This window comes from Serratia sp. CY82433, assembly GCF_052166535.1.
Lineage (GTDB): Bacteria > Pseudomonadota > Gammaproteobacteria > Enterobacterales > Enterobacteriaceae > Serratia > Serratia sarumanii.
Genome location: NZ_JBJNOR010000001.1, coordinates 503,952 through 525,015, shown reverse-complemented (window position 1 = coordinate 525,015; position 21,064 = coordinate 503,952). Strand labels below are relative to the sequence as shown.

Here is a 21,064-nt window from a genome sequence, read left to right as displayed (position 1 = left end):
GAGGTTCCGTCCGCCACTCCCCGCCGGGTTGTGCCCGCCGAAAAGCCGAACGATCCCTGTCCGGCGCACCGCGCTCTGGACGGAATGCTGTGATGTATCGATAAGGATCCGCTTCGCTATGATCGTTCTTTCGAACGTTTGCAAAACTTTTGACAGCACACAGGGCCGCGTCGTGGCGGTAGACAACGTCAGTCTGGCGGTAGAGGCCGGGCAAATTTACGGCATCATCGGCTACAGCGGCGCCGGCAAAAGTACGCTCATCCGCCTGCTTAACGGCCTGGAAACGCCCACCAGCGGCCGCATTGACGTAGGCGGCTTCGATATCGCCCGCGCCAAAGGCAGCCATCTGCGCCAGGCGCGCCTGAAAATCAGCATGGTGTTTCAGCACTTCAACCTGCTGTGGTCGCGCACCGTCAGCCAAAACATCGCTTTTTCCATGCAGATCGCCGGCGTGCCCAAGGCGCAGATTGCGCCGCGCGTGGCGGAACTGATCGCGCTGGTCGGCCTGCAGGGGCGTGAAGACGCCTACCCTTCGCAGCTCAGCGGCGGCCAGAAACAGCGCGTCGGCATCGCCCGCGCGCTGGCCAATAACCCGAGCGTGCTGCTGTGCGACGAGGCCACCTCGGCGCTCGACCCGCAGACCACCGACGCCATTCTCGACCTGCTGCTGGACATCAACCGCCAGCTGAAATTGACCATCGTGCTGATCACCCACGAGATGCACGTGGTGCGCAAAATCTGCCACCGAGTGGCGGTGATGGAAAACGGCCGCATCGTCGAAGAAGGCCCGGTGCTCGACGTGTTCACCCGGCCACAGCAGCCGATCACCCGGCAGTTCGTCAAACAGGTGTCGCAGTATGCGGATACCGAAGAGAGCTTCAACCCGCTGCTCACCGCTCATCTGCCGGGGGCGATTTTCAAGCTGACCTTCGTGGGTGTGCAGACTCATCAGGCGGTGATCGCCGAAGTGATCCGGCGCTACGCCCTGACCATCAACATTCTGCACGGCAAGATCAGCCACACCCTCAACGGTTCGTTCGGCGAACTGTACATCCACGCCGAAGGCAACGAACAACAAGTCGCCGACATGCTCAGCCTGCTGCACGAAAGAGATATCGCCGTCGAGGTTATCCAACATGATTGAATCCCTGTTCCCCCACCTGCGTCTGGACCAACTGTGGGACGCCACCTGGGAAACGCTGTACATGACCGGCATCGCCGGTTTGGCCACGCTGGTGCTGGGCATCGTGCTCGGCGTGCTGCTGTTTTTAACCTCGAAGGGCCAGCTGTGGCAGAACCGGGCGGTCTACTCGCTGATCTCCGTGTTGGTCAACGTCTTCCGCTCCATTCCGTTCATCATTCTGATCGTGCTGCTGATCCCGTTCACCAAATCGCTGATCGGCACCATTCTCGGCGCGGATGCGGCCCTGCCGGCGCTGATCGTCGGCGCGGCGCCGTTCTACGCCCGGCTGGTGGAGATCGCGCTGCGCGAGGTCGACAAAGGGGTGATCGAAGCGGCGCGCTCGATGGGCGCCAAAAACCGTACCCTGATTTTCCGCGTATTGCTGCCGGAAAGCTCGCCGGCGCTGGTTTCCGGCATCACCGTCACCCTGATCGCGCTGGTGAGCTACACCGCGATGGCCGGGGTGATCGGCGCCGGCGGCCTGGGCAACCTGGCCTATCTGGAAGGGTTCCAACGCAACCACAGTGACGTGACGCTGGTGGCGACGCTGACGATTCTGCTGATCGTTTTCGTCATTCAGTTCATCGGCGACACCCTGACAAGAACGCTCGATAAACGTTAATTAACCAAGGAAAACGATGATGAAAAAGCACCTACTGATGTTGGCTTTCGCCTCCGTGGCCACACTCGCCTCTTACGGCGCCGCCGCGGCGACCAAGCTGGTGGTCGGCGCCTCCAACGTGCCGCACGCCGAGATCCTCGAACAGGCCAAGCCGATACTGGCGAAGGAAGGCATCGATCTGCAGATCAAGCGCTTCCAAGACTACATCCTGCCGAACACCGCGCTGGCCAGCCGCGACATCGACGCCAACTACTTCCAGCACGTGCCTTATCTGAACTCGGTGCTGAAAGACCACGCCGACGACAAGAGCTACGACTTCGTCAGCGCCGGCGCGATCCATATTGAGCCTATCGGCATCTACTCGAAGAAGTACAAGAGCCTGAAAGATCTGCCGGAAAACGGCAAAATCATCATGCGCGACGCGGTGGCGGAAGAAGGCCGCATCCTGTCTATTTTTGAGCGGGAAGGCGTGATCAAGCTGAAGCCGGGGGTAAGCAAGGTGGACGCGCGCATCACCGACGTGGTGGAAAACCCGAAACACCTGAAATTCCAGGCCAACGTTGAGGGCGCGCTGCTGCCGCAGATGTACAACAACGACGAAGGCGACGCGGTGGTGATCAACGCCAACTACGCCATCGACGCCGGGCTGAACCCGACCAAAGATCCGATCGCGGTCGAAAGCGGCGAAAACAACCCGTACGCCAACATCATCACCGTGCACCAGGCCGACGTGAACAAACCGGAGATCGTGGCGCTGGTGAAGGTGCTGCACTCCAAACCGATTCAGGACTTTATCCGCGAGAAATACCAGGGCGCGGTGATCCCGGTCAATCAGTAATGGGTTACACGGCCCGGTAAAAGCCGGGCCGGTTGTTACACCTTATTGCCAATCTGGCTGAGCCGCGGCCACACCAGCATCAACGCCTCCAGCAACCGCAGCAGATCGCTCCGGCTTGCCCCTTCGCGCGCCTGCACCGACATGCCTTCAATGGTGCAAATCACGTATTTCGCCAGCAGCGTGGTGTCGGTTTTCGCCAGCAGTTCGCCCTGCTGCACCTTGCGATCGAAGCAGGCCTTCAGCGCCGCTTCCTGCGCATGATGTTTCCTGCGCAGCATCTGGGCGACGTCGTCGGACGCAGACGACAGCGCGGCCGAGGCGCACACCATAAAGCAGCCTGACGGCGTATCGGGGTCGGTAAACACTTCAACGGAAGAGCGCACGTAGGCCTCGACGATCTCGGCCACCGGCAGATCCTGCTCCAACAGTTGGTTGGTGCAGGTGGTGTATTTTTGCAGATAGCGTTCCACCGCCGCGCGGAACATTCCTTCCTTGTTGCCGAATTCCGCATACAGCGTCGGCGCCTTGGCGCCGGTCACTTCCACCAGATCGGCCAGCGAGGTGGCTTCATAACCGTGCCGCCAGAACAGATCGAGCGCGCTTTCCAGCGCCCGGTCGCGATCAAATTGTTTCGGTCTGCCGCGGCTTTTCTTGCCGCAAACCTCTTCATTGATGCTCATCGTTCCTCTCCTATCCCGCTCCACGGCAGGGTTAGCACAAATAAATTAACGATCATTATAAAAAAATATTGCGCCTTCGTCGAGAACCGATTAGCATTTAGTTATCGATCGTTAAGATAATTTAGCGAAGCGGATTAAAACCCTCTATTCACCGTTATCGGAAAGGAATTAACATTATGAAAAACTTAAAATTAACCTTAGCAGCTCTCACTCTGGCCAGCGTTTCCTTCGGCAGCTTCGCCGCCGATTTAGTCCAGAACCAACCGGCAGACCAGCAGAAAGTGGGCGTCATCCCCGTCAGCGGCGCGTCCGATCTGACCTCGCTGGAAAGCAGCCTGGCCGCCAAAGCCGATCAGGCGGGTGCCAAATCCTTCCGCATCATCGGCGCCGGCGGTAACAACCAGCTGCATGGCACCGCAGAAATCTATCAATAACAAGACATTAAACCAGCGGATCGCGAAAAATTCTGCTCCCGACGCCAGGGCATCAGAAAAAATTAATTAACGAGCATTAAAAAAATACTTGCAATCCGTCAAACCGGCATCTAACATTAAATTATCGATCGTTAATTAATTTAACGACCTTACAAAACAAACATCGTAAAGAACATAGATAGGAAATAAGACCATGAAAAACCTGAAAATGATCATCGCCGCCATCGCACTGGCCTCCGTCTCTTTCGGCAGCTTCGCCGCCGAACTGGTCAACGCTCAACCGGCCGATCTGCAAAAAGCCGGCGTCGTTACCGTCAGCGGTGCTTCCGACCTGAGCAGCCTGGAAAACAAACTGGCGGCCAAAGCCGACGCGGCCGGCGCCAAATCCTTCCAGATCATCGCCACCACCGGCGACAACAAACTGCACGGTACCGCGATCATCTACAATTAATTGCCAGATAGGTAATCGTGCAAAAGGGCGGCTCAGGCCGCCTTTTGTTTGTTTTGACGCCAACGTTCTGTTGTAAGCTGTAGCAACCTTTTTTTGCTGAGCCGAGCAACGACATGACTCCCCTGCTGTTTCACAAATATCACGGCCTGGGCAACGACTATCTGGTATGCCACCGTTCGGTCGCCGATCGTCTGAGCCAGGAACAGATCCGCCTGCTGTGCCACCCGCATTACGGCATCGGTTCCGACGGCCTGCTGATCGACAGCGGCGACGCCGTCAATCCCACCCTGCGCATCATCAACCCGGACGGCTCCGAAGCGGAGAAAAGCGGCAACGGCCTGCGTATCTACGCGCGGTATCTGTTCGACAGCGAGCGCGTGGGGCATCAGCCGTTTCTGGTGCACACCGCCGGCGGCGACGTGCGTTGCCAAGTGGCGGAAGACGCGCATCAGATAACCGTGGAGATGGGGCGCGCCAATTTCAGCCCGGCGGCGCTGCCGGCCTTGATCGATGTGCCGGAGGCGCTGAACTATCCCCTGCCCCTGAGGGAGGAGACGTTAAGCGTTTCGCTGGTGTCGATGGGCAACCCGCACTGCGTGGTGCCGGTGGAGAAACTTGATCTGGCGCAGGTGCATCGGCTCGGACCGCAGATTGAACACCATCCGCTGTTCCCGAAACGCACCAATGTACAACTGGTGGAGGTGGTCGATCGCCAGACGCTGCGCATCGGCATCTGGGAGCGCGGTGCCGGTTTTACCCTCGCCTCCGGCAGCAGCAGCTGCGCCGCCGCCAGCGTGATGCGCAAGTTGGGACGAGTCGGCGATCGGGTTAGCGTGCGGATGCCTGGCGGCGAACTGCAGATCGCCTTCAGCGGCGATTTTCAGGTCAGCATGCGCGGACCGGTGCATAAAATCGCCACCCTGACGCTGGACGAAGATTGTTTTGCCGGCGGCGCGGGGCTGTTTACGGGATCCACCCCAGCAGTCTGAACCACAGATAGTCCAACGGCACCAGCAGCGCAAAACTGAGCGCGGCCAACAGCAGGCACAGCTTCAGCCCTTCGCGCGCCGGCACTTTGCCCATCCCCATCGCCACCACGATCGGCGAAGCCTGATACGGCAGCAGCGGCGTGGCGTAACCGATCACCTGGGTCATCAGCACCGTCAGCAGCGGCAGGCCGCTGCCCGCGGACAGCGCCTGCGCCAGCGGGGTAAACAGCGCCGGCACGCCGTTGGCGGTCACCACGAAATTCAGCAATGCGGTGATCCCCACCAGCGAACCGAATGCGGTGAACGGTTTGCCGTGCAGATCCGGCATCATCGCCAGCAGCGCACCGCCCAACCGATCGCCAAGCCCCGAGTGGCTGACCAGCGCCGTCAGCCCCAGGATCCCCGCCACGTAGATGCAGGTGCGCACGTTAACCCCGGCGGCGAACTGCTCGCCGTTGAGAAACCCGATACGCGGCAACAGGCACACGCAGGCCGCCGCCAACCCGATCCAGGCGGGAGCGATGCCGTGCCAGCTGTCGGTCATCCACAGCAACACCGTGGCGCCCAACAGCGCGATCAGCCGCCATTCGGCGGCGCTGAGCGGGGTTTGCGCCGCCTCGGCCGCCACCGGCTGCGGCCGCGCACGGAACAGGCCGTAGATGCACAGCGTCAGCAGCGCGCCTTTGGCGATCCCGAGCACCGGGGCGTGCAACAGCAGGTAAGAGAGATAAGCGAAGTGGCTGCCGTAGGCGCTTTCCGCCGCGCCGCTCATCACCAGGTTGGGCACATTGGCCGGCAGGATGCTGGCGGAGAGCTGGAAGGTGCCGAACCCCACCGCCAGCGCCAAACCGATGCGGCCGCGCGTGCCCTCCGCCAGACCGGCGCGATCGGCCAACGCCATGACGATCGGCATCAACAGCGTAATGCGCCCCATGTTGGAAGGCATGACAAACGCCAGCGCGTAGCTTATCGCCACCACGCCGCCCACCAGGCGCGGCCAGGAGCCGGCCAGGTGCGGCAAGAGTCGGTTGGCCAGGCGATCCGCCAAGCCGGTGCTGCGGATGGCGGTGCCCAGCACGAAACCGCTGAGCACCAGCCAGAATGCGGAAGACGCGAAACCGGAAAAGGTCACTGCGGCGGGCGCCAGCTGCAACACCATCACCGCCGCGAAGAACAGCAGCGCGACCAGATACTCCGGTAAGCGGGCGCTGGCCCATAGCGCGATGACCACCAGCGTGACCAGCGCGGACAGCGCCATCGGATCCCCCAACATAGTTTCCTCCCTGATAAAACGTTGTGATTGTTATCAAACGGTTAACAGGGTGGCACAAGGCGCGGGCGCTAACCTTGAAACCGCTCACATATCGTCGTTCTGCAGATTTTTCAGCATGCACACGTTGCAGCCGTGATGGCCGGTGTTGCCGCGCCGTTCCGTCAACAGCGTGAACCCCAGCGCGTAGTACAGCCCGATCGCCTCTTTCAACTGTTCGGTGGTTTCCAGGTAGCAGTAGCGATACCCCGCCGCCCGCGCCGCCTTAAGCGCCTGCACCACCATATAGCGCGCCATGCCCAGCCCGCGCGCGCCGGGCTTGAAGAACAGTTTCTGCAGCTCGCAATAGCCGGGCTCTTCGCCCGCCAGCGGCGCCATGCCGACGCCCCCCACCACCTGCCCGTCCCGCTCCAGCACCCAGTAGTGGCCGCCGTTGTCGCGATACAGGCCGGTCAGCCGATCGAGATCCGGATCGTGCAGGCTGACGCCTTCCATCTTGTCCATACCGTACTCGCGAAACACGTCGCGAATGATCGCCGCCATCGCCGCATCGTCGCGCGCGGCGATCGGCCGCACCCGCAGGTTGGCGTCGCGCTGTTTGCGCGCGCTGCGCAGCGCCGCGGTCATCTTTTTCATCGCCGCCGTGGTGCTCGCCAGCTCATCGTCGTCCAACTGCGCCAGCGCCGCCTGCATAAAACCGTCGGCGTCGCTCTCGATGCCGGCCAGCGCCTTGCCGCCCTTTTTACTCAGCCGATGCAGGTTGTGCCGCTTGTCATCCGGATGATCCACCGTTTCTATCACGCCGGCGGCCACCAGGCTGCGCAGCGCCCGGCTGGCGCTGGCCTTGTCGATGCAAAGCCGGGCCGCCAGCTCGGTGACGCCCAGCGGCTGCTCGCTGACTTCGATCATCAGATGGATCTGCAGCGGCGAAAAGCGCGAGCCGTTGCTCTGCTTGTTCAACATACCGAATTCTCTGACCAAACTACGCGCCAATGCTCTGAAATCCCTGATGTTCACAATTGATATCCCCGATTAGCTACCGATGAAAAATGACACTTGGTTGATAGTGTTACCTATTTTTCACTACCTTAACGGATCATCAAGCCGTCATGAACCCCGGCATAACACAGGAGTTGATGCAAAACGTAACATTACTCAATACAACAAACTGATTAGTTAAAATATTTCAGGATTAATGGCCATATGTTTGCGATTAAAAAGACAATAACCCAGACAAAAAATGCACAATCGTGGAAAACGCTGTGATGACAAGAGAAAATCGATACTAATTCATTGCATTCCAATAGGTTACAATAATGTTAATAACGGCATTAATGCCGATATCTTGTTGTAATTTGTTACATATTCATGGCAGGATCGCGGCGTTTCCATAACGGCGGCAACGTTAGTTATGTCAACGTCGGGCGCGGGTTGCTCCCGCGCTGTTTTATGCTCATGGAGAGATCGCATGCCAATGAAAAAATCACTCGCCGTCTGTTCCGTTGCCCTTTCCGTCACTTTGCTGGCGGGCTGCGCGACCGAATCCTCCCGCTCTTTGGAAGTGCCGAAAGTGGCTTCCTACAACACCACTTATCAGGGCCCACGCAGCCCTATCGCCGTCGGCAAATTCGACAACCGATCCAGCTACATGAACGGCATCTTCTCCGATGGCGTCGATCGGCTGGGCAATCAGTCCAAGACTATCCTGATCACGCATTTGCAGCAGACTGGCCGTTTCAACGTGCTGGATCGCGCCAACATGGAAGAGTTGAAAACTGAAGCCGGCATTAAAGGGAAGGCGCAAACGCTGAAAGGCGCCAACTATGTGATTACCGGCGATGTCACCGAATTCGGCCGTAAAGAAGTCGGCGATCATCAGCTGTGGGGGATTTTGGGCCGTGGTAAATCACAGGTCGCTTACGCCAAAGTCAATCTGAACGTCGTAAACGTACAGACCTCAGAAGTCGTCTATTCCGCTCAGGGCGCCGGTGAATACGAACTGTCCAATCGCGAAATCATCGGTTTCGGGGGCACCGCCAGCTACGACTCCACCCTCAACGGCAAGGTGCTGGATCTGGCCGTGCGTGAAGCCGTCAATAACCTGGTCACCGGTATCGAAAACGGCGCATGGCGCCCTGCTAACTAACGGAATAGAAGCAGAAAGATGATAACTAAAAAAATGGGCGGGGCGCTGTTTGCAGCGACCCTGCTGGCCGGCTGCGCCGCGCCGAAAACGCTTTACAATTGGGATGGCTACCAGACTTCTCTCTATCAATACTACCAGCAGGAGGGGCAAAGCCCTGAGCAGCAGATCGCCACGCTGAAAGAGATCGTCGAGAAATCCCGCGCCAAGGATAAAGCCGTACCGCCAGGTCTGCATGCGCAGCTGGGGCTGCTGTACAGCAAAATCGGCAACGACGGACAAGCCATGAATGAATTCAACACGGAAAAAACGCTGTTCCCGGAGTCGGCGCCGTTTATGAATTTCCTGATGGCCAGGGATAAAGGGAGCTTTAAATGAAACGTGTACTCACTTTCCTCGCCGTTGCCGCCACCCTGTTGCTAAGCGGCTGTGCCAAGCAGACGCCTTATGACTATGCGGCGTTCCATGAGAGCAAGCCGAAGTCGATCCTGGTCTTGCCGCCGGTTAACCAGTCGCCGGACGTCAAAGCCAGCCACAGCGTGCTCGCCAGCGCCACCTTGCCGCTGGCCGAGGCCGGTTACTATGTGTTGCCGGTCGCTGTAGTGGAGGAAACCTTCCTGCAAAACGGCCTAACCAACGCCAACGACATCCGCGCCGTCAGTCCGAAAAAACTGCACCAGATTTTCGGCGCCGACACCGTGCTGTACCTGGATGTCACGCAATACGGCACCAGCTACATGGTGATCAGCAGCGAAACCCGCGTTACCGTAGCCGCTCGCCTGGTCGATCTGCGCAACGGCAAACAGCTGTGGGCCGGCACCGCCACCGCATCCAGCAACGAAGGCAACAACAACTCCGGTGGCCTGCTGGGCATGGTGATCAGCGCCGCGATTTCGCAAATCGCCGATACCATCAGCGACAAAGGATTTGATGTTGGCGCCATCGCCAACACCCGCCTGCTATCGGCGACAGGTCAGAACGGCGCCATTCTTTATGGCCCACGCTCACCTCATTACGCCAGCCAGCGTTAAGCCGTCTCTCGGGCGGCCTTCTCGGGCCGCCTATGCCAAACTTGTCCCTTTTGCCAAAAGTAGCCCATGCTTTAACGGCAACTGCTCCTCTCCTTCTGGCTAACCGGGACGCTGGCTCATGACGAAAAAAACCACCCTGCTGCAATTCTTCCACTGGTACTACCCCGACGGCGGCAAACTGTGGCAGGAGGCCGCCGAGCGCGCGCCGCACCTCGCCGAACTGGGCATCACCGATCTGTGGCTGCCGCCCGCCTGCAAGGGCGCTTCCGGCGGCTACTCCGTCGGCTACGATACTTACGATCTGTTCGATCTCGGCGAGTTTGACCAGAAAGGCAGCGTGGCCACCAAATACGGCGACAAGGCGGCGCTCGAACACGCCGCCAATACGCTGCGCGAACACGGCGTGGGGGTGCTCTACGACGTGGTGTTCAACCACAAGCTCGGCGCGGACGAGAAAGAACAGGTACACGTGTTCAAGGTGGACGCCAACAACCGCAACGACATCGACGACCAGGGCTTCGACGCGCTGGCCTACACCCGCTTCACCTTTCCCGGCCGCCAGGGCGTGCATTCCGAGTTTATCTGGGATTACAAATGCTTCAGCGGCGTCGACTACGTTGAGCAGCCGGACGACAAAGGGGTGTTCAAAATCGCCAACGACTATGGCGACGACGGCTGGAACGATCAGGTCGACGACGAAAAGGGCAACTACGACTATCTGATGGGCGCCGACGTGGAGTTCCGCAATACCGCCGTGACGGAGGAGCTCAAATACTGGGCGCGCTGGCTGTTGGAAAGCCTGCCGTGCGACGGCTTCCGCCTGGACGCCGCCAAACACATTCCCGCCTGGTTCTTCAAAGAGTGGGCGGATCACGTGCGCGACAGCGCGCAGCGCGACCTGCTGATCGTTGCCGAATACTGGTCGCACGATCTGAGCGCGCTGCAGCAATACATCGAGTTGGTGGACGGCAAGGTGATGCTGTTCGACGTGGCGCTGCACCTGAAGTTTCATCAGGCGTCGAAACAGGGCGACGGCTTCGACATGGCGCAAATCTTCACCGATACCCTGACCGCCGCCGATCCGGCCCACGCGGTGACGCTGGTCGCCAACCACGACACCCAGCCGCTGCAGTCGCTGGAAGCGCCGGTGGAACCCTGGTTCAAACCGCTGGCCTACGCGCTGATCCTGCTGCGCGAACAGGGCGTGCCCTGCGTGTTTTATCCCGACCTGTATGGCGCCAGCTACCGCGACAAGGGGCGCGACGGCGGCGAGTACCAGATTGATATGCCGGCGATCCCGGAGCTGGAGAAGCTGATCGCCGCCCGCCAGCGTTTCGCCAACGGCCCGCAAACCGACTACTTCGACGACAGCCACTGCGTGGCCTTCAGCCGCGCCGGCACCGCCGAGGCCCCCGGCTGCGTGGTGGTGCTGACCAACGGCGGCGAAAGCGGCAAGACGGTCGCGCTGGGCGCCGATCTGGCGCACACCGCCTGGCGCGATTTCCTCGGCAACCGTCAGGAGGAAATCACCACCGACGACCAGGGCAGCGCCCATTTCCCGGTCAACGCCGGCAGCGTCAGCGTCTGGGTGCCGGCCGCCAGCCTGTAAGCGCCCGCCGCCGCGCAATGATGCAGCGGCGGCAAAACTAATGTTTGCCTTTCGGGTCTAACTTACGCTATCAACTGCGCAAGCCATTCACACCGGAGCCTAAATAGGGTACAAGGCTGCATGAAAATTCCAAAACGACTCCAGCCGCTGGTTGATGACGGATTAATCGACGACGTCATCCGCCGGTTGAAAAGCGGCAAAGAAGCCGACGTGTTTATCGTGCGCTGCGGCGATGAGATCCGCTGCGCCAAAGTGTACAAAGAGGCCGAGAAGCGCAACTTCAAGCAGGCCGTTCACTATCAGGAAGGGCGCAAGGTGCGCAACAGCCGCGACGCGCGCGCCATGAGCAAAGGCTCCAAATTCGGCCGCCAGCAGCAGGAAGAAGCCTGGCAAAACACCGAAGTGGACGCGCTGTATCTGCTGGCCAAGGCCGGGGTGCGGGTGCCGCAGCCGGATATCTGCCTGGACGGCGTGCTGCTGATGGAGCTGATCACCGACGAAGAAGGCCTGGTGGCACCGCGCCTGAGCGATGTCATCCTGACGCCGGAACAGGCGCGCGCCGATCACGCCCTGATGATGAACTACGCGGTGCGCATGCTGTGCGCCGGCCTGGTCCACGGCGACCTGTCGGAATTCAACGTGCTGATGGATAAAGACGGGCCGGTGATCATCGATCTGCCGCAGGTGGTGGACGCCGCCGCCAACAACCACGCCAAAAGCATGTTCGAGCGCGATATCGGCAATCTGGCGGAATATTATGGCCAGTTCGCGCCGGAGCTGCGCGATAGCCAATACGCCAAAGAGATTTGGGCGCTGTATCAGGAAGGCAACCTGACGCCGGACAGCGTCCTCAGCGGCCGGTTCAGCGAAACCCTGAAACGCGCCGACGTCGGCTCGGTGCTGGAAGAGATCCAGGCCGCCGGCGAGGAGCATCAACGCCGCATGATGGCGCGCAACGCGGAAGAGTAACGCGCCGCGCTATTCGACGCGAAACACCTCCGGCCGCTGCGGCGTCGCCGCCTCGTGATAAATATCCCCCAGATAGCCGGCGATCTCCTCTTCGCGCAGGTCGGCCGGCAGCACGATATCGCAGCTGGGAGCATATTTGCGCTCCGGCAGCGTCACGCGGAACAGCCGCCATTCGTCCCCGATGCGCTTCACGCCCAGCAGACGGCCGAACACGTTAAAAATCATCATCCGCCATTCCCCCTCTCGTCGCTTTCAGGCTATAACACTGTGATGCCGCCGCAGTGAAAAGGAAAGCGTATGAGTGAAAAAACGCCGCAGTTCTGGCGCGATCCGCAGTTGCCGTTCGTCGAAGCCCGCGCCATCGCGGATGGCCGCCAGGTGTGCTACAGCCTGCACAGCCACGAATTCTTTTCCATCGGCGCCATCACCGGCGGCGTCAGCACCTATGTCAACGGCGAGCGGCGCATGCAGGTCAGCGCCGGCGATTTGGTTGTCATCAACCCGCAGCAGGCGCATGCCTGCAACCCCATCGCCGATCGGCGTTGGTCGTACATCATGTTCTATCTCGATCTCGCCTGGCTCGGCGCGCTGCAGCAGGAGCTGCTCGGCGGCGACGGCGACCGTTTTGTTCCGTTCAGCCAGCCGCTGAGCCGCGATCCGGCGCTGTTCCACGGCCTGAACCGGCTTTATGCGCTGCTGACGGATCCGCTGTGCAGCGCGCTGGAAAAACAGATCGCCATGGTGGAGTATTTCAGCGCCCTGCAGCTCGGGCTGGGCGATGCCCGCCAACCGGAAACACCGTCGCATGCCCGACTGGAAGCGGCGGCGGCGTTTATTGACGCGCACTGCACCCGGCCGCTGACGCTGGACGACATTTGCCGCGCCGCCGCGCTGTCCCCTTCTTACCTGATCCGCGCCTTCCGCCAGCGCTACGGCATGACGCCGCACGCCTATCTGGTTAACCGCCGCGTGCAGCACGGCCATCGGCTGTTGAAAAGCGGCCTGCCGATCGCCGCGGCCGCCAGCGAAAGCGGCTTTGCCGATCAGGCGCACTTCCAGCGCACCTTCAAGCAGCTGCTGGCCGCCACGCCGGGGCAGTATCAAAAACCCTCCGCCAGCAGATAGCAGGCGCTGGCCGCCAACAGCAGCGCCATTACGCGGTTGAAACGCCGCACGTTGCGCGCCTGCCTGAGCAGGCCGCGCAGCATCGCGCCGACATAGGCCCAGCAGGCCACCGAGGCATAGCAAATCACGAAGTAGAGCCCGGCGAACTGCCACAGCAGCCGGATGTCGCCGTCGCCGACAAAGGCGCCGAGGCTGGCCACCGACGCCAGCCACGCCTTGGGGTTCAGCCATTGCATCAGCGCGCCGTAGCGGCAGGAAGGCGCCCGCGCCGCGCCACTGCCCAACCTGCCGTCGTCAAACGCCAACCGATAGGCCATAAACAGCAGGAAAGCCACGCCGGCCCACTGAATCAAGCGGGTCAGCGCCGGCCACAGGATCAGCAGCTGGTGCATGCCCAATCCCAGCAGCACCAGCAACAGGGTAAACCCCAGCGTGGCGCCGAACACGTGGCGCTGGGCCGCGCCAAAGCCGAATTGCGCCCCGGCGCTCAATGCGACGATGTTGACCGGGCCGGGGGTGATGGAGGCCGCCAGCGCAAACGCGGCCATGGAAAGGTAGATATTCATGATGGTCACCTGAGAAAGTATTCACAGGCGCCAGAATGCCGACCGCCGTCGACAAGGTATTGAACAGAATTGCCCTGTTCGGTTTAACGCGCGATCGCCGCCCGGCGGCGCGGCAGCCCGAAGGTGTTGACCGCCATGCCGCCCAGCACCAGCAATGCGCCGCCGAACTGCGCCGGCGACAGCGCTTCATCCAGCAGCAGCCAGGCGGCGAACAGCCCGACCAGCGGCACCAGCAGCGTCAGCGGCGCAACGCGCCAGGTTTCATAACGCCCCAGCAGGCTGCCCCACACCGAATAACCGAACAGCGTGGCGGCAAACGCCAGGTAGGCAACCGCCAGCCAGGTGCCGACCTGCACATGGCCCAGGCTGCTCAGCACCGCCTGCGGGCCGTCGAACAGCCAGCTGCAGGCCAGGAACGGCACGACCGGGATCGGCGCGCTCCACACCACCAGCGACAAAATGTTGCGCTGCGGGAAACCGGCCAGGATCTTCTTGTTGGTCAGGTTGCCCAGCGCCCAGGAAAACGCTGCCGCCAGCGTCAGCAGCAGGCCCGCCAGGGGGACCGCGCCGCTGCCCGGCTTATGCAGGCTGGCCTGCGCCAGCACCAGCATGCCACCGCTGGCGATAGCGATGCCGACGAAATGGTTGACGCGCAGCTTTTCGCCCATCAGCACGACACCCAACAGCAGGGTGAAGAACACCTGCGCCTGCAACACCAGCGAAGCCAGCCCCGCCGGCATGCCCACCTTGATGGCGACAAACAGGAAGGCAAACTGCGCGAAGCTCATGGTCATGCCGTACAGCAGCAGCCATTTCCACGGGATCGTCGGGCGCGGGATAAAGAAGATCGCCGGCAACGCCACCAGCAAAAAACGCATCCCGGCCAGCAGAAACGGCGGCATGCCCTGTAAACCGAACTTGATCACGACGAAATTCACGCCCCAGATCACCACCACCAACAGCGCCAACAGCCGATCGCGCAATGTCATCCTCGCCCCGCTTATCCCATTGAAAATTCGCTTTAGCTTGCAGGTTACAACCAAACCGGGCGCATGGACACCGGCAAACGCCGGCGATTATTCCGGCATCAGGCCGATAAAGGTGGTTTTCTTGCGCGGGCCGGTCATCAGCGCTTCCAGCTTCTCCACGCACTGCAGGTAGTGCGGGGTCTGCTTGTGCGCCGCCACCGCCTGCTCGTCGCGATAGGCTTCGTAGATGTAAAACCGCGTCGGAATCTGTTCGTCCTGCAGCACGTCGAAGCGCAGGTTGCCCGGCTCTTCGATTGCACCCAGGTGATTGGCGCGGAAAACATCGATAAATTCGTCGATTTTGTCTTGTTTAACGTTGATCTCAACCAATGTGACGTGCATGACAGCTCCTTGTTTGAACGGCGCGCCGTAGCATGGCGCTTTCCAACCATAGGTTTATTCCCGTCGATTGCCCTGCCGCAACGGCAATTTTGCCGCCTGGCTCACAAATCGCATCGGCGACGCCCACTCCTCCCCCGGCGGGGTAAGGCGGCGGCATCTATAGTTAACACTCCTCCCCCTGAGAGCATAGGCTATGGATAACTACTTGATGGCGCTGGACGCAGGAACGGGCAGTATTCGCGCGGTGATCTTCGATCTGGCGGGCAATCAGATCGCGCACGGCCAGGCGGAGTGGCAACACCTGGCGGTGCCGGGCGTGCCCGGCTCGATGGAGTTTGACCTCAGCCGCAACTGGCAGCTGGCCTGCCAGTGCATTCGCCAGGCCTTGCAGCGCGCCGGGCTGACGGCGCAGGCGATACGCGCGGTGGCCTGCTGCTCGATGCGTGAAGGCATCGTTCTGTACGACCGCAACGGCGTGCCGATCTGGGCCTGTGCCAACGTCGACGCGCGCGCCAGCCACGAAGTCAGCGAGCTGAAAGAGTTGCATAACCACGGCTTCGAACGCGAGGTGTATCAATACTCCGGCCAGACGCTGGCGCTGAGTGCCATGCCGCGTCTGCTGTGGCTGGCGCACCATCGGCCGGACATCTACCGCCAGGCGGCGACGCTGACCATGATCAGCGACTGGCTGGCCAACATGCTCAGCGGCGAGCTGGCGGTCGATCCTTCCAACGCCGGCACCACCGGCATGCTGGATCTGACCAGCCGCGACTGGCGGCCGGCGCTGCTCGACATGGCCGGGCTGCGCGCCGATATTCTGTCGCCGGTGAAAGAGACCGGCAGCGTGCTGGGGCGCGTCACCGAACAGGCGGCGCAGGAGAGCGGGCTGCTGCGCGGCACCCCGGTGGTGATGGGCGGCGGCGACGTGCAGCTCGGCAGCCTGGGGCTTGGCATCGTGCGCGCCGGGCAGACGGCGGTGCTCGGCGGCACCTTCTGGCAGCAGATCGTCAACCTGCCGGAGCCGGCCATCGATCCGGAGATGAACATCCGCATCAACCCCCACGTCATTCCCGGCATGGCGCAGGCGGAATCCATCAGCTTCTTTACCGGCCTGACCATGCGCTGGTTCCGCGACGCCTTCTGCGCGGAGGAAAAATTGCTGGCGGAGCGGCTGGGGGTCGATGCCTACAGCCTGCTGGAAGAGATGGCGGCCAGGGTACCGCCGGGCGCCTACGGCGTGATGCCGATTTTTTCCGACGCCATGCATTTCAAAACCTGGTATCACGCGGCGCCGTCGTTCATCAATATGTCGATCGACCCGGAGCGCTGCAATAAACAGACGCTGTTCCGCGCGCTGGAGGAGAACGCCGCCATCGTCTCCGCCTGCAACCTGGAGCAGATCGCCGCCTTCTCCGGCGTGCAGGCGCGCTCGCTGGTGTTCGCCGGCGGCGGCGCCAAGGGCAAGCTGTGGAGCCAGATCCTCAGCGACGTCACCGGGTTGACGGTGCGGGTGCCGGTGGTGAAAGAAGCCACCGCGCTGGGCTGCGCGATCGCCGCCGGCGTCGGCGCCGGGCTGTTCGAGTCGCTGGCCGAAACCGGCGAACGCCTGGTGCGCTGGGAGCGCGAGCATCAACCCGACATGACCCACCATGCGCTGTATCAGGAACAGAAAGAAACCTGGCGGCAGGTTTACGCCGATCAGCTAACGCTGGTGGATAACGGCCTGACCACCTCGCTGTGGAAAGCGCCGGGGCTTTAAACGCAAGCGGCATTCGGTCATAACCTTATGCCGTTTTATTCCTTTCCCCCGCAGCGCGGCGCAAGCCGCGTTTTCACTCGCCGCCGGCGATTGTTTCCCCTCAGAAACAGTGTAACCACCGCAAACGGATTTATCCGCGGCTTCGGCCTGCCGTAGATTGTGACTTCGGTCACACCGCGCCCCGAGCGCGGCCTGCGCATTCACCCAAGACGAGCGGCATTATGCTGAATAATAAAGATAAACCTGCATCATCCCCGTGGCCGGCGATCTTCTCGCTGACGGTCGCCTGTTTTGTCATGGTCACCACCGAGTTTCTGCCGATCGGCCTGCTGACCAACATCGCCCCTTCGCTCGGCGTCAGCACCGGCACCGCCGGGCTGATGGTCACCATGCCCGGCATCGTGGCGGCGGTGGCCGCACCGGTGTTGAGCCTGGCTTCCGGCCGGCTGGACAGACGCCTGCTGATGCTGGGACTGTCGTTGCTGCTGATGGTGTCCAACCTGGTGGCGGCGCTGGCGGTCAACTTCCCGATGATGCTGTTGGGCCGCGTGCTGCTGGGCGTCTGCGTCGGCGGCTTCTGGTCGTTCGCCGCCAACTACGGCCGCCATCTGGTGCCGGAAGCCAGCCAGGGCCGCGCCACCGCGCTGATCCTCAGCGGCATCTCGGTCGGCGCGGTGTGCGGCGTGCCGGCGGGGGCGCTGATCGGCGATCTGTTCGGCTGGCGCGCCGCCTTCTTCGGCGGTGCGGCTCTGGCGGTCGGCGTACTGTTGGCGCAGCTGCGTTTACTCACGTCGGTACCGCCTTCCCGGCCGGTTACGCCGCGCGATCTGGTGCTGCCGCTGCGCCTGCCGATGGCGCGCATCGGCCTGATCGCCATCGTGCTGCTGTTCATCGGCCACTTCGCCGCCTATACCTATCTGCGCCCTCTGCTGCAACAGGTGTTCGTGCTCAGCCCATCGGCGATCTCGCTGCAGCTGCTGGCCTATGGCGCCATCGGCCTGCTGGGCACCTTCCTCGGCGAGCGCCTGGCGGAACACAGCCTGCGCGCCACCTTTATCCTGATCGCCGCCATGCTGGCGGGTATTCTGATCGTTTCGCCGCTGCTCAGCGGCCTCGCCGGCGCCACGCTGATGGTGTTGGTCTGGGGGTTGGCGTTCGGCGCCGTGCCGGTATGCGCCACCAACTGGATGTTCGCCGCGGTGCCGCAGGCGCCGGAAGCCGGCCAGGCGCTGCTGGTGTGCGTCATCCAGATCGCACTGGCCTCCGGCGCACTGCTGGGCGGCGAGGTGGTGGATTGGCAGGGCGTCAGCAGCGCCATGCTGTTCGGCGGCGCGCTGATCCTCTCCGCCACGCTGGTGTTCGGCCTCAGCTTGCGCTCCGGCGCGATTGGCGCTAAACAGTGTTAATCATTATCTATCTGCAGAAACATGCCCCGGCCACTGCCGGGGCATGACGTTGGGAACCTATGGATCATCATTTGCTCGCTATCCGGGTATTTAACCGCGTGGTGGAAACCGGCGGTTTTACCCGCGCCGCCGATTCGCTGGGCATGCCGAAAGCGACGGTCACCAAGCTGATCCAGAATCTGGAGGATCACCTGCAGACCAAGCTGTTCCAGCGCACCACCCGCAGCGTGTCGGTCACCCGCGAAGGCGAATGCTATTACCAGAATACGGTGAAATGGCTGGCGGATTTGGAGCAGATGGAGGGCTGTCTGACCGAGTCACAGAATTCTCCGCAGGGCGTGCTGCGCATCGATACCGGCAGCGGCACCGCCCGCCAGCTGCTGTTGCCGGCGCTGCCAGGCTTTTTGGAACGCTACCCGCAAATCCAGATCGATCTCAGCATCGGCGATCGCGTTATCGATCTGATCAGCGACAGCGCGGACTGCGTGATTCGCAGCGGCCCGTTGGCCGACTCCAGCCTGATCGCCCGGCGTCTGTTCGATCTGGACTGGGTCAGCTGCGCCACCCCGGCTTATCTGGCGCGCCACGGCGCCCCACGCCACCCGTGCGATCTGGAGCAGAGTTTCCCGATGGTGCACTACCGCCATCCGGTCAACGACCGCATCCATCCGCAACGCTATGTCGAACGCGGCAAAGAGATCGCCATTCAACAGCGCTACCCGGTCAGCATTAACGAAGGCAACGCGCTGCTGGCGGCGAGCCTGGCCGGATTGGGCATCATCCAGATCTATCGGTTTATGGCGCAGCCGCACCTCGAGCGCGGCGAGCTGGTCAGCCTGCTGCACGACTGGCAGCCGCCGCCGGAGCAGATGTACGTGGTGTACCCGTCCAATCGCCACCTCAGCGGCAAGCTGCGGGCGTTTATCGACTGGGCGGTGGAGACATTTCGCTAGCGACAGGATGAGCCGCACGTTGTCGCCGCACGCAGTGTGGTATTATTTGCCGCATAGTGATTCACGACGGACGACCACCATGGCCTATATCCCCAAAAACTATGCGAAGCTGGAAACCGGCTATCGCGAAAAAGCGCTGAAACTGTTCCCCTGGGTGTGCGGGCGCTGCTCGCGCGAGTTCGTTTATTCCAACCTGCGCGAACTGACGGTGCACCACATCGATCACGATCACAGCAACAACCCCGAAGACGGCAGCAATTGGGAAATGCTGTGCCTGTACTGCCACGACCATGAACACTCGAAATACACCGAGGCCGATCAATACGGTTCGACGGTGGTGGCCGGTGAAGACGCGCAGAAAGATGTCGGCGTCGCCACCCATAACCCGTTCGCCAACCTGAAGGCGATGATGAAGAAGTAACGCCACCGACAGCTTAATGAGCCACTAACTTATTAAGCTGTTAAATTAACAAACCCCGCCTCCGCATCGCCACTTCCCAGAGAATTCCTACTTACCCATCCGGGCCTTCCAGCGCAAAATAAGCTGCGCAGTTAACGACATACTGGCTTGGCAAGCCGCCGCAGTTGGTGCATATTGTTCGCGAGTTGTTCTTGTTAACCTGTTTGATTATCAACCTAATAAGCACATTAACTTAATAAGTTATCAGCTTAATAACTTGAGAGATGGCAGCATGATTGTTCTGATTGGCTCGCAAAAAGGCGGCGTCGGCAAATCGACGAAAGCGGTGAATATCGCCGGGTATCTGATTCTTAAGCAAGGCAAGACGGCGATCATCGTCGATGCCGACGACCAGAAATCGATCATGACCTGGTACAACGACCGTCAGAACGTCGAGGGGCTGCCGCACATTCCGGTGGTGGCCGCGTCGGGCAAAATCAAGGAAACGCTGCTGGAACTGGATCGCCATTACGACTACGTGATCGTCGACACCGCCGGCCGCGACAGCGCCGAACTGCGCTCCGGGCTGCTGGCCGCCGATCTGTTCCTCTCGCCGCTGCGCCCTTCGCAGATGGATCTCGACACCATCGGCTATCTGTCGGAGATGTTCTCCACCGCGCAGGAATACAACGAGAAGGTCAAAGGCTACATCGTGCTGAACATGTGCCCGACCAACATCTTCATCAATGAAGCCAACGAAGCGGCGCAGGTGCTGAGCGAATACCCGGAGTTCACCCTGGTGAGCCACCGCCTGTGCGACCGCAAGATTTACCGCGACGCCTGGGGCGAAGCCATCACCGTGCATGAGGCGAACAACGAAAAGGCGCAGAGCGAAATTGAATGCCTGGTGAAAGAGGTGATCCTGTGAAGAAGCGCACCCCCACCCACCGCATGTCGGAAGACGAATTCATCAACAGCGCCACCTCGCACACGCTGCCGGTCGCGGCGCCCGCGCCGGAAGCCAAACCGGCCGGCCGCAAGCGCACCTATAAGGCGATTTCCGTCAGCCTGACGGACAGCCACATTGAAGCCATCGATGAAGTGATCGTGCAGGCGGCGCGCAGCGGCATCGTGCGCATTACCCGCTCCGACATCATCAAGCTGGCCATCGACGGGCTGGCGGAGAAAAGCGAAGCGCAGCTGCTGGCGCTGCTGAAGAAGCTCTGACCGCGCGGCAGCCGCCGGCTGGCCATCGCCGGCGGGCCG

Annotated in this window: 25 protein-coding genes; 18 read left to right on the top strand and 7 right to left on the bottom strand. The window is 61.3% G+C overall.

Translation table 11 applies throughout. From position 1 onward, the window contains the following. The first annotated feature begins 118 nt into the window (after positions 1–118). Genes ACJ8PI_RS02650 through ACJ8PI_RS02640 form a run of 3 tightly spaced genes read left to right on the top strand, consistent with a single transcriptional unit; the run spans position 119 to position 2,643 of the window. Positions 119–1,144, top strand: coding sequence for a methionine ABC transporter ATP-binding protein (locus ACJ8PI_RS02650; protein ID WP_041034030.1), 1,026 nt, complete (start codon positions 119–121; stop codon positions 1,142–1,144). Further along, entirely contained in the window at positions 1,137–1,805 is a 669-nt protein-coding gene (locus tag ACJ8PI_RS02645; RefSeq protein WP_033637581.1) for a methionine ABC transporter permease, read from the top strand. Before ACJ8PI_RS02650 ends, ACJ8PI_RS02645 begins: the two co-directional genes overlap by 8 nt. A gap of 19 nt (positions 1,806–1,824) precedes the next feature. Then, positions 1,825–2,643, top strand: a complete 819-nt coding sequence (locus tag ACJ8PI_RS02640; RefSeq protein ID WP_033653453.1) for a MetQ/NlpA family ABC transporter substrate-binding protein — start codon at positions 1,825–1,827, stop codon at positions 2,641–2,643. 35 nt (positions 2,644–2,678) lie between these two features. Here the strand turns inward: ACJ8PI_RS02640 and ACJ8PI_RS02635 are convergent, their stop codons facing one another. Continuing rightward, entirely contained in the window at positions 2,679–3,323 is a 645-nt protein-coding gene (locus ACJ8PI_RS02635; protein WP_033637579.1) for a TetR/AcrR family transcriptional regulator, read from the bottom strand. Between the two features lie 176 nt (positions 3,324–3,499). Between ACJ8PI_RS02635 and bhsA (ACJ8PI_RS02630) the strand changes: the two genes are divergently transcribed. The 3 genes from bhsA (ACJ8PI_RS02630) (at position 3,500) to dapF (ending at position 5,197) form a co-directional block, all read left to right on the top strand. Next, positions 3,500–3,757, top strand: coding sequence for a multiple stress resistance protein BhsA (bhsA, locus tag ACJ8PI_RS02630; RefSeq protein ID WP_442528078.1), 258 nt, complete (start codon positions 3,500–3,502; stop codon positions 3,755–3,757). A 193-nt stretch (positions 3,758–3,950) separates the two neighbouring features. Further along, positions 3,951–4,208 (top strand): multiple stress resistance protein BhsA, encoded by a 258-nt coding sequence (gene bhsA, locus ACJ8PI_RS02625; RefSeq protein WP_087762142.1) that lies wholly within the window; start codon positions 3,951–3,953, stop codon positions 4,206–4,208. A 113-nt stretch (positions 4,209–4,321) separates the two neighbouring features. Then, the gene (gene dapF / locus ACJ8PI_RS02620; RefSeq protein ID WP_164134042.1) at positions 4,322–5,197 is read left to right on the top strand and encodes a diaminopimelate epimerase; all 876 of its coding nucleotides are present in this window, start codon (positions 4,322–4,324) and stop codon (positions 5,195–5,197) included. Here the strand turns inward: dapF and ACJ8PI_RS02615 are convergent. Together ACJ8PI_RS02615 and ACJ8PI_RS02610 are read right to left on the bottom strand one after the other, a co-directional pair. Beyond that, a complete protein-coding gene (locus tag ACJ8PI_RS02615; RefSeq protein ID WP_164134041.1) occupies positions 5,172–6,470 on the bottom strand; it encodes an SLC13 family permease in 1,299 nt (432 codons plus the stop codon). The genes dapF and ACJ8PI_RS02615 overlap by 26 nt on opposite strands. Before the next feature lie 84 nt (positions 6,471–6,554). Then, positions 6,555–7,460, bottom strand: coding sequence for a bifunctional helix-turn-helix transcriptional regulator/GNAT family N-acetyltransferase (locus ACJ8PI_RS02610; protein WP_080353487.1), 906 nt, complete (start codon positions 7,458–7,460; stop codon positions 6,555–6,557). Between the two features lie 481 nt (positions 7,461–7,941). Between ACJ8PI_RS02610 and ACJ8PI_RS02605 the strand changes: the two genes are divergently transcribed. The 5 genes from ACJ8PI_RS02605 (at position 7,942) to ACJ8PI_RS02585 (ending at position 12,219) form a co-directional block, all read left to right on the top strand. After that, complete coding sequence (locus ACJ8PI_RS02605; protein WP_033647014.1) at positions 7,942–8,613, top strand: CsgG/HfaB family protein; 672 nt, start codon at positions 7,942–7,944, stop codon at positions 8,611–8,613. Positions 8,614–8,631: 18 nt separating this feature from the next. Continuing rightward, the gene (locus ACJ8PI_RS02600; RefSeq protein ID WP_033637573.1) at positions 8,632–8,988 is read left to right on the top strand and encodes a DUF4810 domain-containing protein; all 357 of its coding nucleotides are present in this window, start codon (positions 8,632–8,634) and stop codon (positions 8,986–8,988) included. Beyond that, positions 8,985–9,641 carry a DUF799 domain-containing protein gene (locus ACJ8PI_RS02595; protein WP_033647017.1) on the top strand — a complete coding sequence of 219 codons (657 nt, stop codon included), beginning with the start codon at positions 8,985–8,987 and terminating at the stop codon, positions 9,639–9,641. Before ACJ8PI_RS02600 ends, ACJ8PI_RS02595 begins: the two co-directional genes overlap by 4 nt. Before the next feature lie 118 nt (positions 9,642–9,759). Beyond that, the gene (gene amyA, locus ACJ8PI_RS02590; RefSeq protein ID WP_033647018.1) at positions 9,760–11,250 is read left to right on the top strand and encodes an alpha-amylase; all 1,491 of its coding nucleotides are present in this window, start codon (positions 9,760–9,762) and stop codon (positions 11,248–11,250) included. Positions 11,251–11,370: 120 nt separating this feature from the next. Beyond that, positions 11,371–12,219 carry a PA4780 family RIO1-like protein kinase gene (locus tag ACJ8PI_RS02585; protein WP_033637570.1) on the top strand — a complete coding sequence of 283 codons (849 nt, stop codon included), beginning with the start codon at positions 11,371–11,373 and terminating at the stop codon, positions 12,217–12,219. Positions 12,220–12,228: 9 nt separating this feature from the next. On the opposite strand, the gene ACJ8PI_RS02580 is transcribed toward ACJ8PI_RS02585, so the two are convergent. After that, the gene (locus tag ACJ8PI_RS02580; RefSeq protein WP_033653456.1) at positions 12,229–12,447 is read right to left on the bottom strand and encodes a DUF7661 family protein; all 219 of its coding nucleotides are present in this window, start codon (positions 12,445–12,447) and stop codon (positions 12,229–12,231) included. 69 nt (positions 12,448–12,516) lie between these two features. Here ACJ8PI_RS02580 and ACJ8PI_RS02575 point away from each other — a divergent pair, with 69 nt between their 5' ends. Further along, on the top strand, positions 12,517–13,344 hold the full coding sequence (locus tag ACJ8PI_RS02575) for an AraC family transcriptional regulator (protein ID WP_060438047.1): 828 nt from the start codon (positions 12,517–12,519) through the stop codon (positions 13,342–13,344). Here ACJ8PI_RS02575 and ACJ8PI_RS02570 read toward each other — a convergent pair. The 3 genes from ACJ8PI_RS02570 to lsrG all read right to left on the bottom strand — a co-directional run bounded on the left by ACJ8PI_RS02570 (position 13,320) and on the right by lsrG (position 15,280). After that, on the bottom strand, positions 13,320–13,910 hold the full coding sequence (locus tag ACJ8PI_RS02570; RefSeq protein WP_033647484.1) for a LysE family translocator: 591 nt from the start codon (positions 13,908–13,910) through the stop codon (positions 13,320–13,322). The genes ACJ8PI_RS02575 and ACJ8PI_RS02570 overlap by 25 nt on opposite strands. A gap of 83 nt (positions 13,911–13,993) precedes the next feature. Next, positions 13,994–14,899 carry an EamA family transporter gene (locus tag ACJ8PI_RS02565; RefSeq protein WP_033647025.1) on the bottom strand — a complete coding sequence of 302 codons (906 nt, stop codon included), beginning with the start codon at positions 14,897–14,899 and terminating at the stop codon, positions 13,994–13,996. 87 nt (positions 14,900–14,986) lie between these two features. Continuing rightward, positions 14,987–15,280, bottom strand: coding sequence for a (4S)-4-hydroxy-5-phosphonooxypentane-2,3-dione isomerase (gene lsrG, locus ACJ8PI_RS02560; RefSeq protein ID WP_004939559.1), 294 nt, complete (start codon positions 15,278–15,280; stop codon positions 14,987–14,989). Between the two features lie 193 nt (positions 15,281–15,473). Between lsrG and lsrK the strand changes: the two genes are divergently transcribed. The 6 genes from lsrK to ACJ8PI_RS02530 all read left to right on the top strand — a co-directional run bounded on the left by lsrK (position 15,474) and on the right by ACJ8PI_RS02530 (position 21,025). Next, on the top strand, positions 15,474–17,039 hold the full coding sequence (gene lsrK / locus ACJ8PI_RS02555) for an autoinducer-2 kinase (RefSeq protein WP_033637567.1): 1,566 nt from the start codon (positions 15,474–15,476) through the stop codon (positions 17,037–17,039). Between the two features lie 221 nt (positions 17,040–17,260). After that, entirely contained in the window at positions 17,261–18,445 is a 1,185-nt protein-coding gene (locus ACJ8PI_RS02550; RefSeq protein ID WP_033637566.1) for an MFS transporter, read from the top strand. A gap of 59 nt (positions 18,446–18,504) precedes the next feature. Further along, positions 18,505–19,398 (top strand): LysR family transcriptional regulator, encoded by an 894-nt coding sequence (locus ACJ8PI_RS02545; protein WP_060438968.1) that lies wholly within the window; start codon positions 18,505–18,507, stop codon positions 19,396–19,398. Positions 19,399–19,477: 79 nt separating this feature from the next. Next, a complete protein-coding gene (gene yajD / locus ACJ8PI_RS02540; protein WP_016928619.1) occupies positions 19,478–19,819 on the top strand; it encodes an HNH nuclease YajD in 342 nt (113 codons plus the stop codon). A 271-nt stretch (positions 19,820–20,090) separates the two neighbouring features. Beyond that, positions 20,091–20,726, top strand: coding sequence for an AAA family ATPase (locus tag ACJ8PI_RS02535; RefSeq protein ID WP_033637564.1), 636 nt, complete (start codon positions 20,091–20,093; stop codon positions 20,724–20,726). Further along, on the top strand, positions 20,723–21,025 hold the full coding sequence (locus tag ACJ8PI_RS02530) for a hypothetical protein (protein ID WP_033637563.1): 303 nt from the start codon (positions 20,723–20,725) through the stop codon (positions 21,023–21,025). Before ACJ8PI_RS02535 ends, ACJ8PI_RS02530 begins: the two co-directional genes overlap by 4 nt. The last annotated feature ends 39 nt before the right edge of the window (positions 21,026–21,064 follow it).

Bases quoted from the DNA above. Each gene is read 5' to 3' on its own strand.
- ACJ8PI_RS02650 (WP_041034030.1), top strand. From the start codon at position 119: ATGATCGTTCTTTCGAACGTTTGCAAAACTTTTGACAGCACACAGGGC.
- ACJ8PI_RS02645 (WP_033637581.1), top strand. From the start codon at position 1,137: ATGATTGAATCCCTGTTCCCCCACCTGCGTCTGGACCAACTGTGGGAC.
- ACJ8PI_RS02640 (WP_033653453.1), top strand. From the start codon at position 1,825: ATGAAAAAGCACCTACTGATGTTGGCTTTCGCCTCCGTGGCCACACTC.
- ACJ8PI_RS02635 (WP_033637579.1), bottom strand. From the start codon at position 3,323: ATGAGCATCAATGAAGAGGTTTGCGGCAAGAAAAGCCGCGGCAGACCG.
- bhsA (WP_442528078.1), top strand. From the start codon at position 3,500: ATGAAAAACTTAAAATTAACCTTAGCAGCTCTCACTCTGGCCAGCGTT.
- bhsA (WP_087762142.1), top strand. From the start codon at position 3,951: ATGAAAAACCTGAAAATGATCATCGCCGCCATCGCACTGGCCTCCGTC.
- dapF (WP_164134042.1), top strand. From the start codon at position 4,322: ATGACTCCCCTGCTGTTTCACAAATATCACGGCCTGGGCAACGACTAT.
- ACJ8PI_RS02615 (WP_164134041.1), bottom strand. From the start codon at position 6,470: ATGTTGGGGGATCCGATGGCGCTGTCCGCGCTGGTCACGCTGGTGGTC.
- ACJ8PI_RS02605 (WP_033647014.1), top strand. From the start codon at position 7,942: ATGAAAAAATCACTCGCCGTCTGTTCCGTTGCCCTTTCCGTCACTTTG.
- ACJ8PI_RS02600 (WP_033637573.1), top strand. From the start codon at position 8,632: ATGATAACTAAAAAAATGGGCGGGGCGCTGTTTGCAGCGACCCTGCTG.
- ACJ8PI_RS02595 (WP_033647017.1), top strand. From the start codon at position 8,985: ATGAAACGTGTACTCACTTTCCTCGCCGTTGCCGCCACCCTGTTGCTA.
- amyA (WP_033647018.1), top strand. From the start codon at position 9,760: ATGACGAAAAAAACCACCCTGCTGCAATTCTTCCACTGGTACTACCCC.
- ACJ8PI_RS02585 (WP_033637570.1), top strand. From the start codon at position 11,371: ATGAAAATTCCAAAACGACTCCAGCCGCTGGTTGATGACGGATTAATC.
- ACJ8PI_RS02580 (WP_033653456.1), bottom strand. From the start codon at position 12,447: ATGATGATTTTTAACGTGTTCGGCCGTCTGCTGGGCGTGAAGCGCATC.
- ACJ8PI_RS02575 (WP_060438047.1), top strand. From the start codon at position 12,517: ATGAGTGAAAAAACGCCGCAGTTCTGGCGCGATCCGCAGTTGCCGTTC.
- ACJ8PI_RS02570 (WP_033647484.1), bottom strand. From the start codon at position 13,910: ATGAATATCTACCTTTCCATGGCCGCGTTTGCGCTGGCGGCCTCCATC.
- ACJ8PI_RS02565 (WP_033647025.1), bottom strand. From the start codon at position 14,899: ATGACATTGCGCGATCGGCTGTTGGCGCTGTTGGTGGTGGTGATCTGG.
- lsrG (WP_004939559.1), bottom strand. From the start codon at position 15,280: ATGCACGTCACATTGGTTGAGATCAACGTTAAACAAGACAAAATCGAC.
- lsrK (WP_033637567.1), top strand. From the start codon at position 15,474: ATGGATAACTACTTGATGGCGCTGGACGCAGGAACGGGCAGTATTCGC.
- ACJ8PI_RS02550 (WP_033637566.1), top strand. From the start codon at position 17,261: ATGCTGAATAATAAAGATAAACCTGCATCATCCCCGTGGCCGGCGATC.
- ACJ8PI_RS02545 (WP_060438968.1), top strand. From the start codon at position 18,505: ATGGATCATCATTTGCTCGCTATCCGGGTATTTAACCGCGTGGTGGAA.
- yajD (WP_016928619.1), top strand. From the start codon at position 19,478: ATGGCCTATATCCCCAAAAACTATGCGAAGCTGGAAACCGGCTATCGC.
- ACJ8PI_RS02535 (WP_033637564.1), top strand. From the start codon at position 20,091: ATGATTGTTCTGATTGGCTCGCAAAAAGGCGGCGTCGGCAAATCGACG.